Here is an 8312-nt window from a genome sequence, read left to right as displayed (position 1 = left end):
CGCCCCCCCCCGCCTCCTTTGCTGATGCTTTTACAGGAAGTTCCAAAGCTCCTCGTGGGGCGCGCCGAGAATCGACTGGCCCACGAACACGCCCTGCTCCTTGGCGTAGCGCGCGCCCGCTTCAACGGCGGCCGTCACGTCGGCCACGTCGCCCGTCAGCAGGACGACCCCCTTGCCGCCCATGCCGCGCGCGGTGCGCAGCTCGAGGATCTCCACGTCGGCGGATTTGACCGCGCAGTCGGCGGCCAGAATCACGCTGGCGACGGTGAAGGTCTCGATCGTGCCGAGCGCGCCGCGCTTCGCCTCCGGCTGCGCGCCGAGCAGCGCCTTGACCACCGCCGGGTCGATCCGCCCGAGCAGCACCGCGTCAAGCAGGTTCTCCTCGAAGCCGGCCTTGACCTTGTCCATCGCGGCGCTCACCTGCGCGAGCTCGCCGGTGATCACCAGCTCGAACTTCCCGGGGCAGATGGGCTGCGCCGAAATAAGCCGGATCCCGGCGGATTTGAGCGCGGCGTCGCTCGCCTCGATTCCCCGGGCGATGCTCCGCAGTTCCAGTACGCCTACCGCATAATCCATTCTTATTTCACCTCGCCCGTCGTCATTTCAATTTCCGTATCCGTCACGCGGGAGATTGTTCCCGCGACCGGCGCGTGCAGCGCCGCGGAGATACCCTCCCGCGCCTTCGCGATCAGCTGGCCCGCCGCCACCCCGTCGCCCACGGCCACGACCGGCTCCGACGGCTTTCCCACATGCTGGGAGAGCGGCAGGCGCCAGAGGGCCTGCGCCACCGGCAGGTCGCCGGCCCATTCGGCCTCCCGGTCGAATTTCGCCACGCCGATCCGGCTTTTGAACCGGCTGACCGGCACCATCCGGAAGTCCCGCTCGGGGTCCGGCTTCGTCGGCCCGTCCGCGCGGTAGCCGATCCGGTGCCTGCCCAGGCTCTGCTTGACGGCGGTCATCGCCGCCGACGGCGCGATCCCCTGACAGCAGGCCATCAGCGTGCACACCCCGCAGCCGCTGCAAAGCGACGCGGTGAGCAGCTCCTCCGGGTTGCCCGGCGTTCCCGCGCCCACCGCCCGCAGCGTCTTGTGCGGCTGGAGCGGATACCCCAGCAGGTGGCGCGGGCAGAGCTCGGTGCAGTACATGCACTGGCAACAGGCGGACGGCACCCGTTTGAGCAGCCGTTCGACCGGCGCGGCCTTGTTGGCGATCGCCGGGATCTCCTCCGGCAGGATGAGCAGCGCCTTGGTCTTCTTGGTCACGACTGCGGAGGCGGGATTCACGATATTGCCCATCGCCGGGCCGCCGTCCACGACGACATGCCCCGCGGGAACCGTTACCCCCGCCGCGCGCAGGACCGCGCGCACGCCGCAGTTGACCGGCACCCTCACGACGACGGGATGTTCCACCGCGCCGCCGATCGTAAGCCATTTCTCCGTCACTGGGACGCCCCGAACGGCGTTCGAGACGTTGTAGGCCGTCTCGGCGTTGACGACGACCACGCCCACCGCGCTGGGCAGCTGCCCCGGCGGCACGACCCGGCCGAGCGCCTGGTAGATCATGATGATCTCGTCGCCCATCGGGTAGACGTCGGGCAGTAGCGCGGCGCGCGCGCCGCAGGGGAGCTCCTCCCCCTGGGCGACGCCGAGGCGCAGGGCGGTGTGCTCCTTCATCGCCACGAGGACCTGTGCGGCGCCCATCGCGTCGCAGAGCTCCCGCGCGCCCTCGCACACCCGGTCGAGGTGCTCCCGCAGAATGGTAAAATCGGTGTAGAGCAGGGGCTCGCACTCGGCGGCGTTGACCAGCACCGTGTCGATCCCCCGCGTCAGCTTCCGGTGGGTGGGGAACCCCGCTCCGCCTGCGCCGATCACGCCGGCGGCCTCGATTGTATCCCTCAGCAGTTCCAGTTCCATGGGGCTTCCCCTCCCTTCCCGGCGGAAAACCGCCTCATTCGTCAATGATCCCGACGATTACCGCGTCGGTCGGGGTCTCGCGGTCGTCGAGCGCCAGGCGCGCGCCACTGCCGCGGGTGATGAGCACCCGCTCGCCGATGCCCGCGCCCACCCGGTCGATCGCGACGAGGAATTCCCCCGTCGGCGCGCCGTTCCGGTAGAGCTCGACCTCGAGAAATTTAGAGCCGACAAGCGTCTCCACCTTGCGGGTGGAGACGATCGTGCCGGTGACCTTTCCGCATACCATAGTTAATCCCTTCCGTCCGGTCAGCCGCCGCGTTTGACGATCGTCACCTGCGGCTTGCCGGTGAACCCGATCGCGTTGGCGTCGTCGGTATCGATGTGCATCTCGAGCGTGAAGCTCGGCGCAACCCGGATCTGCACGTCGTAGAGCATCGTCCGGCGCTCCCCCTCGGCGAGACATTCGACCAGGTCGCCGTCCCGCACGCCGTAGAGCCGCGCGTCCTCCGGCGACATGTGGATGTGCCGGTTGGCGATGATGCAGCCCTCCTCGACGATCACCACCCCGCAGGGGCCGACGATCGTGAGCCCGGCCGAGCCCCGGATCTCGCCCGACGGGCGAACCGGGGGGCGCACCTTGAGCACGAAGGTGTCGGTGCGCGAGATTTCGATCTGCGTCTGCTTGCGCAGCGGGCCGAGCACGCGGACCTTTTCGATCGGCCGCAGGGACGGTCCGAGGATCGTCACCTGCTCCTGGGCGGCGAACTGCCCGCCCATCAGCTCCTTGATGTTGTGGAGCTCGCTGCCCTTGCCGAAGAGGATGTCCATATGCTCCCGCGTCAGGTGGATATGCCGCGCGGAGACCCCCACCGGGATGGGCGGCAGCCCGGCGGGCGCCCCGGATTGACGCTGCGCCACAATCTGCCGGACGATCAGTTCCACGAGTTTTTCATCCACGGCCATTTTCTCCGCCTCCTTTTTTCGTCAGTTCCCGCCGGGCAAGGGCCCGGCGGGTGATCCGCCCGGAAGCGGTCAGTCCAGATGCGGGAGAATCTTCTCCACATCCGCGTGCGGCCTCGGGATCACGTGGGTCGCGACGACCTCGCCCAAACGGGCGGCGGTCGCCCCGCCGGCCTCGACTGCGGCCTTCACCGCGCCGACGTCCCCGCGGACCATGACGCTCACGAGCCCGGAACCGATCTTCTCGGTGCCGATCAGTACGACGTTCGCGGCCTTGACCATCGCATCCGCCGCTTCGATGTTCGCGACCAGTCCCCTGGTCTCTACCATGCCCAGTGCTTCCATACCTGTACGCTCCTTCTTTTCCTTCGGTTCCTCCGGCTTTGGGGCGGGAGGGGCGGGCGGCGCGGGCGTGTTCGCCTGCGCCTGTTTGGTCACCATCTCGAGCACCTCCGGGGAGGTTGCGGCAATCACGCTCTTGGTCACCTTGTTCTTTCCGTTCTGATTTGCCTTTGCCATGCCGTGCTACGCCTCCACATCATCGGTATAGAGAAATTTCTTGATCTCCTCGTGCGGGCGGGGGATCACCTCGCACAGCTTCACGGTGCCCACCCGCCCGGCGGCGGCCCTGCCCGCGTCGGCGGCCGCCTGGACGGCGGAGACCTCCCCGTCCACGACGATGGTGACCATGCGCCCCCCGAGGCGGCGCTCGATATGCACCAGCCGGACGTCGGCGGCCTTGAGCATCGCGTCAAGCCCCTCGATCGCCGCGGCCATCGCCTGCACCTCGATCAGCGCAATTGCCCGTTCCATGGGTATCCCCCTTTGTTATTTGATGGAGGGAAGAATCTTCTCCACATCCGCGTGCGGCCTCGGGATCACGTGGGTCGCGACGACCTCGCCCAGCCGCGCGGCCGCTGCCCCGCCGGCCTCGACGGCGGCCTTCACCGCGCCGACGTCCCCGCGGACCATGACGCTCACGAGCCCGGAACCGATCTTCTCGGTGCCGATCAGCGTGACGTTCGCGGCCTTGACCATCGCATCCGCCGCTTCAATGTTTGCTACCAGACCCCTGGTCTCGACCATGCCCAATGCTTCCATCATCGTTCTTATCTCCTTTGCGTCGTTGTCGGTTTCGGGTTACTTGAGCGACGGGAGGATCTTCTCCACATCCGCGTGCGGCCTCGGGATGACGTGGGTCGCGACGACCTCGCCCAAACGGGCGGCGGCGGCCCCGCCGGCCTCGACGGCGGCCTTCACCGCGCCGACGTCCCCGCGGACCATGACGCTTACGAGCCCGGAACCGATCTTCTCGGTGCCGATCAGCGTGACGTTCGCGGCCTTGACCATCGCGTCCGCCGCTTCGATGTTTGCTACCAGACCCCTGGTCTCGACCATGCCCAATGCTTCCATCATCATAATAATCTCCTTTACAAATTCGTTCTTATGTGGATTTTGAGTTCCTGGTTAATAGTTGTGCTCGTCGAAGCGGTCGCGGCCGACCGCGCAGAGCTTCGAGAGCTTTTTGGTGTCCTCCGCCTCGCGCCCGATGACGTGGTGGGTGACGTAGAGCCCGCGGGCCTTCGCCTCCCGCACCCCCGCCTCGACGGCCTGCTCGACGGCGGAGACCTCCCCGCCGATCTTGACGATCATGATGAGCGGCACCTCCGCCGCGTCGCCCGCCGCGGGCTTATTCTTGTCGAGCGCGAGGATTTTGACGTCCGCCGCCTTGGCCGCGGCGTCCGCCACGACGATCGACGTGACGAAGCCGCAGACCTCGATCATTCCAAGCGCCATAGATATCACTCCCCGCCCCGGCGGATGCGCCGGAATTTACTGCGCGACATACGCGATCTTGATGCCCTGCTGCGAAAGGTTCGTCTCCATCGCCTCGTTCATTTTGTCGAGCGGGAAGCGGTGGGTGATCAGCTCCTCGAGCGGCACGCCCATCCCCTTGGCCCGGCGCAGGAACGCCATCGTGACGGGATATTCGTGCGCGCCGTAGGTCCACGAGCCGACCAGCATGATCTCCTTATTGCAGAGGTCGAAGTGCGGATTGATGGTGCAGTCGCCGTTGTTGACGAAAAATCCCATCTCGCAAAGCCCTCCGCCCCGGCGAATGTACTTGTAGACGTCCGCCGCCGCGCCCGGGTTGCCGGTGCACTGGTAGGCGAAGTCCGCGCCCGCGCCGTCGCTCATGCCCTTGACCGCCGCAACCCGCTGATCGAGGGTGGGCAGCTCCTTGAAGTTGACCGTGTCGGTCGCGCCCAGCCGCTTGGCGAAGGCGAGGCGGTTCTCGTTGCCGTCCACCGCGATGATGCGGTCGATGCCCGCGACATGCAGCGTGGCGATCATCATGAGGCCGACCGGGCCGCAGCCCTGCACGAGCACCTTGCTGTTGAAGTTGAGGCGGCCCGTCTTTTTGCCCTGCTCGAGCGCGTGGGTCGTGACCGCCGCCAATTCGAGCAGCATCCGCTGGTCGAGGGAGAGGTCGTTGACCACGAAGAAGGTCGAGCCCTTCGTGATCAGCAGATGGGTGGAAAACCAGCCGCAGAGGTGGTTTTTGTCGTTGTCCGGGATGAGCCCGTAGACCCCCTGGTTTTCACAGAGCTGGGGGGAGTCGGGGTGCATCAGGCAGTTGTGGCATTCGCCGCAGGAGATGACCGAGGTCACCAGCTTGTCGCCCACCCGGATGGGGTGGCCCTGCGAGTCGTGTTTGATGTTTTTGCCCAGCGCGACCACCTCGCCGGTGCCCTCGTGCCCGAGGACGAGCGGGATGTAGCCGAAGGGGTCGCCCTTCCACTCGTGCACGTCGGTGCCGCACACGCCGCAGCCCTCGACCTTGACGAGGATCTCGTCGTCGCCCGGCTGGGGGATGGGGAACTCCTTGACCTCGAAATGCTTGGCCGCGGTCAGCATCGCGACGCGCGCCATGCCCGACGAGGGCGCGCCCGTCCCCATCTGGGAGAGGACCGAACGTACGATGGTTTCAATCTGGTTCGCATTGATGTCCATTACTATGTAACCTCCCGATCTGGAATTGGGCCGTCAGACGATCCGGAACGAGTCCACCATGGCGCAGCGCCTGCGCCGGCAGAAGCTCTTGGCCGAGGTCAGCCCTTCCCCGGTCGGACCCGCGATGGTAAAGGTGCAATGCCCCTCTCCGCCCACGCCGATGCCCGCGTAGGAGGGCGCGTTCTTGACGAAGATGGTCGTCTCGATCGCCCGCGCAAATTTCGTGAGGTGGTCGATGTTTTTGGAGTGCATGTGGGCGGTGTGCCGGAGCCCGTGCTCCGCCCTGACCGCCAGGTCGATCGCCGTGTCGATGTCCGGCACCCGCACGATCGGCAGAATCGGCATCATGAGCTCGATCTGCACGAACGGGTCGTCGAACTGCGCCTCACAGATGACGCAGCGGATCTCATCCCCGACCTCGATCCCGATCTCGTGGAGGATCTTTTTGGCGTCGCGGCCGACCCAGTTCTTGTTGATCGCCTTTTTGCCCTTCTTGTCCTCGACCAGCACCACCCCTTCAAGCTGCCGCATCTGCTCGCGGCTGATGAGATAGGCGCCGTTCTGGGACATGTAGTAGATCAGCTCGTCGGTGATGCTCTCAAAGGCGAATACCTCCTTCTCCGCGATGCAGGGGAGGTTGTTGTCAAAGGTGCAGCCGTCGATGATGTCCCTGCCCGCCTTCTGGATGTCGGCCGTGTCGTCGACGATGACGGGCGGATTGCCCGCGCCCGCGCCGATCGCCTTCTTGCCCGACGAGAGCACCGCGCGCACGACGCCCGGGCCGCCGGTGCAGCAGATCATGCGCACCTTGGGGGATTTCATCATGATGTCGGAGGTCTCCATCGTGGGCTTTCTCACCGCAACGGCGAGGTTCTCCGGCGCGCCCACCGAGCGCGCCGCCCGGTTGACGAGGTCCACCGCGTAAAGCGAGGTCATCAGCGCCCCGGGGTGGGGGTTGAAGACCACCGTGTTGCTGCCCGCGATCATGCCGATCGAGTTGCAGAGCACCGTCTCGCTCGGGTTGGTGGAGGGGGTCATCGCGCCGATCACGCCGAAGGGCGCGAGCTCGAGCAGCGTGAGCCCCTTGTCCCCCGTGATCGCCTCGGTCACGAGGTCCTCGGTGCCGGGGGTCTTCTGGGCCACATAGCGGTGCTTGAGGATCTTGTGCTCCACGCGGCCCATGCCCGTCTCCGACACGCCCAATTTGGCGAGCGTCTCGGCCTCCTCGAGAATCAGCCGGCGGATGGCGGAGATGATCTCCTCCTTCTCCTCCACCGACACGTCATAGAGCTTTTTCTGCGCCTTCCAGGCGGCGTCGATCGCATCGTTCATATCTTCGAACACGCCGAGATAGGTCTTCCCATCGATCACCATCCCGGAGGAAGCCTCGGAAACCGTCATGCCCGCGATCACCTGGCGGACGATTCCCTCGATCTCCTTTTCGCTGATGTTCATCTGCTGTATTCCTCCCTTATGCCTGCGCTGAAAACCTTCAGCGCGTAGTTCGCAAGGTTCGTATCCTGTTCCGCCGTGCCCCCGCTGACGCCGAAGCCACCGACCAGTCGGTTCCCCTCCACCAGCGGCACGCCGCCGCCGAAGATGACGATCCGCCCGCCGTTCGTGTGCTGGAGGCCGTAGAGGGAGCCGCCCGGCTTGCAGAGCCCGGCGAGCTTCTCGGTGGACATGCGCATCGCCGCGCTCGTGAACGCCTTGTCCCTGGCGATCTCAACGCTCGCGAGCAGCGCTCCGTCGTCCCGGAGCAGCGCCGTGGGGCTGCCCCCCTCGTCGCACACCGCGGCGGTCACCCGCAGGTTTTCCCGCCGCGCCTCGGCGAGCACCCGCCGGCAGAGCTCCAGCGCCCTCTCGAGGAACCCGCCGCCGAAGTCCGCCGGCGGGGCCGCCGGTCCGGGCCCCTGCGCGTCGGCCATGCGGGCCATCGCGTAGAGCAGGTCGGAAAGGCGGTTGAGGTAGCGCATCGCGTCGGGCGTGACGCCGCCCGTCTGCTTGGCGGAGGCCATCTCCCGCTCCGCCCGGCGCGCGATTGCCCGGGAAACCCCGAGCGCCGCGGCGCCCGCGCTCTCCCGGGAGCCGACCGGCGCGCCCGCGCCCGCCGACTCCATCATCAGGTCGATGGATTCCTCCATTCCCCTGACGCGGGCGGCGTCGGCAAATTTTTCGCCGCCCGAGAGCTCGGCGGAGAGGGCCGCCACGTCCCGCCGCAGCGTCCCCGCGACCTCGGCAAGCCCCGCCGGGAGCTTCCCGGCCGCCTCCCCGAGCGACGCGTCCAGTTCCTCCAGCGCCCCGAGCAGGGAAAACACGGGGGAATTTTTGGGGATCATCCGGCGGTTTCCCGTACTGGAGAACCCGGTGTCCCCGGTCCTTGTGTAGATCCTCATCGGTGATCCCCCTCTCCGGAGGCTATGT

General features: G+C 66.8%; 12 protein-coding genes. All 12 read right to left on the bottom strand.

What is annotated here, in order from left to right; all coding sequences use genetic code 11:
• Nucleotides 1–30: 30 nt before the first annotated feature.
• Nucleotides 31–576 carry a BMC domain-containing protein gene (locus NE609_RS08250; protein WP_256152265.1) on the bottom strand — a complete coding sequence of 182 codons (546 nt, stop codon included), beginning with the start codon at nucleotides 574–576 and terminating at the stop codon, nucleotides 31–33.
• Nucleotides 577–578: 2 nt separating this feature from the next.
• Nucleotides 579–1913 (bottom strand): 4Fe-4S dicluster domain-containing protein, encoded by a 1335-nt coding sequence (locus NE609_RS08245; protein WP_256152264.1) that lies wholly within the window; start codon nucleotides 1911–1913, stop codon nucleotides 579–581.
• 34 nt (nucleotides 1914–1947) lie between these two features.
• Nucleotides 1948–2199: a EutN/CcmL family microcompartment protein gene (locus NE609_RS08240; RefSeq protein ID WP_101547909.1), complete on the bottom strand. Its 252-nt coding sequence runs from the start codon at nucleotides 2197–2199 to the stop codon at nucleotides 1948–1950.
• A gap of 20 nt (nucleotides 2200–2219) precedes the next feature.
• On the bottom strand, nucleotides 2220–2876 hold the full coding sequence (gene pduL / locus NE609_RS08235; protein ID WP_121586474.1) for a phosphate propanoyltransferase: 657 nt from the start codon (nucleotides 2874–2876) through the stop codon (nucleotides 2220–2222).
• 69 nt (nucleotides 2877–2945) lie between these two features.
• Entirely contained in the window at nucleotides 2946–3218 is a 273-nt protein-coding gene (locus NE609_RS08230) for a BMC domain-containing protein (RefSeq protein WP_256152267.1), read from the bottom strand.
• Between the two features lie 180 nt (nucleotides 3219–3398).
• Nucleotides 3399–3686, bottom strand: a complete 288-nt coding sequence (locus tag NE609_RS08225; RefSeq protein WP_256152263.1) for a BMC domain-containing protein — start codon at nucleotides 3684–3686, stop codon at nucleotides 3399–3401.
• A 15-nt stretch (nucleotides 3687–3701) separates the two neighbouring features.
• Nucleotides 3702–3977, bottom strand: a complete 276-nt coding sequence (locus tag NE609_RS08220; protein WP_101547903.1) for a BMC domain-containing protein — start codon at nucleotides 3975–3977, stop codon at nucleotides 3702–3704.
• A 36-nt stretch (nucleotides 3978–4013) separates the two neighbouring features.
• Nucleotides 4014–4292, bottom strand: coding sequence for a BMC domain-containing protein (locus NE609_RS08215; RefSeq protein ID WP_256152262.1), 279 nt, complete (start codon nucleotides 4290–4292; stop codon nucleotides 4014–4016).
• A 48-nt stretch (nucleotides 4293–4340) separates the two neighbouring features.
• Nucleotides 4341–4670 carry a BMC domain-containing protein gene (locus tag NE609_RS08210; protein WP_101551613.1) on the bottom strand — a complete coding sequence of 110 codons (330 nt, stop codon included), beginning with the start codon at nucleotides 4668–4670 and terminating at the stop codon, nucleotides 4341–4343.
• Nucleotides 4671–4706: 36 nt separating this feature from the next.
• A complete protein-coding gene (locus tag NE609_RS08205) occupies nucleotides 4707–5888 on the bottom strand; it encodes a zinc-binding dehydrogenase (RefSeq protein WP_256152261.1) in 1182 nt (393 codons plus the stop codon).
• A gap of 33 nt (nucleotides 5889–5921) precedes the next feature.
• Nucleotides 5922–7343 carry an aldehyde dehydrogenase family protein gene (locus tag NE609_RS08200; RefSeq protein ID WP_256152260.1) on the bottom strand — a complete coding sequence of 474 codons (1422 nt, stop codon included), beginning with the start codon at nucleotides 7341–7343 and terminating at the stop codon, nucleotides 5922–5924.
• Nucleotides 7340–8284, bottom strand: coding sequence for a heme-binding protein (locus tag NE609_RS08195; protein WP_256152259.1), 945 nt, complete (start codon nucleotides 8282–8284; stop codon nucleotides 7340–7342). Before NE609_RS08195 ends, NE609_RS08200 begins: the two co-directional genes overlap by 4 nt.
• Nucleotides 8285–8312: the final 28 nt, after the last annotated feature.

Origin of the sequence: Anaerotruncus sp. DFI.9.16 (genome assembly GCF_024461615.1) — a bacterium.
Classification (GTDB): Bacteria; Bacillota; Clostridia; order Oscillospirales; family Ruminococcaceae; genus Anaerotruncus; species Anaerotruncus massiliensis.
This window is presented reverse-complemented; position numbering and strand designations above follow the sequence as displayed.

Coding starts and splice junctions, on each gene's coding strand:
- NE609_RS08250 (WP_256152265.1), bottom strand. CDS start 576: ATGGATTATGCGGTAGGCGTACTGGAACTGCGGAGCATCGCCCGGGGA.
- NE609_RS08245 (WP_256152264.1), bottom strand. CDS start 1,913: ATGGAACTGGAACTGCTGAGGGATACAATCGAGGCCGCCGGCGTGATC.
- NE609_RS08240 (WP_101547909.1), bottom strand. CDS start 2,199: ATGGTATGCGGAAAGGTCACCGGCACGATCGTCTCCACCCGCAAGGTG.
- pduL (WP_121586474.1), bottom strand. CDS start 2,876: ATGGCCGTGGATGAAAAACTCGTGGAACTGATCGTCCGGCAGATTGTG.
- NE609_RS08230 (WP_256152267.1), bottom strand. CDS start 3,218: ATGGAAGCACTGGGCATGGTAGAGACCAGGGGACTGGTCGCGAACATC.
- NE609_RS08225 (WP_256152263.1), bottom strand. CDS start 3,686: ATGGAACGGGCAATTGCGCTGATCGAGGTGCAGGCGATGGCCGCGGCG.
- NE609_RS08220 (WP_101547903.1), bottom strand. CDS start 3,977: ATGATGGAAGCATTGGGCATGGTCGAGACCAGGGGTCTGGTAGCAAAC.
- NE609_RS08215 (WP_256152262.1), bottom strand. CDS start 4,292: ATGATGATGGAAGCATTGGGCATGGTCGAGACCAGGGGTCTGGTAGCA.
- NE609_RS08210 (WP_101551613.1), bottom strand. CDS start 4,670: ATGGCGCTTGGAATGATCGAGGTCTGCGGCTTCGTCACGTCGATCGTC.
- NE609_RS08205 (WP_256152261.1), bottom strand. CDS start 5,888: ATGGACATCAATGCGAACCAGATTGAAACCATCGTACGTTCGGTCCTC.
- NE609_RS08200 (WP_256152260.1), bottom strand. CDS start 7,343: ATGAACATCAGCGAAAAGGAGATCGAGGGAATCGTCCGCCAGGTGATC.
- NE609_RS08195 (WP_256152259.1), bottom strand. CDS start 8,284: ATGAGGATCTACACAAGGACCGGGGACACCGGGTTCTCCAGTACGGGA.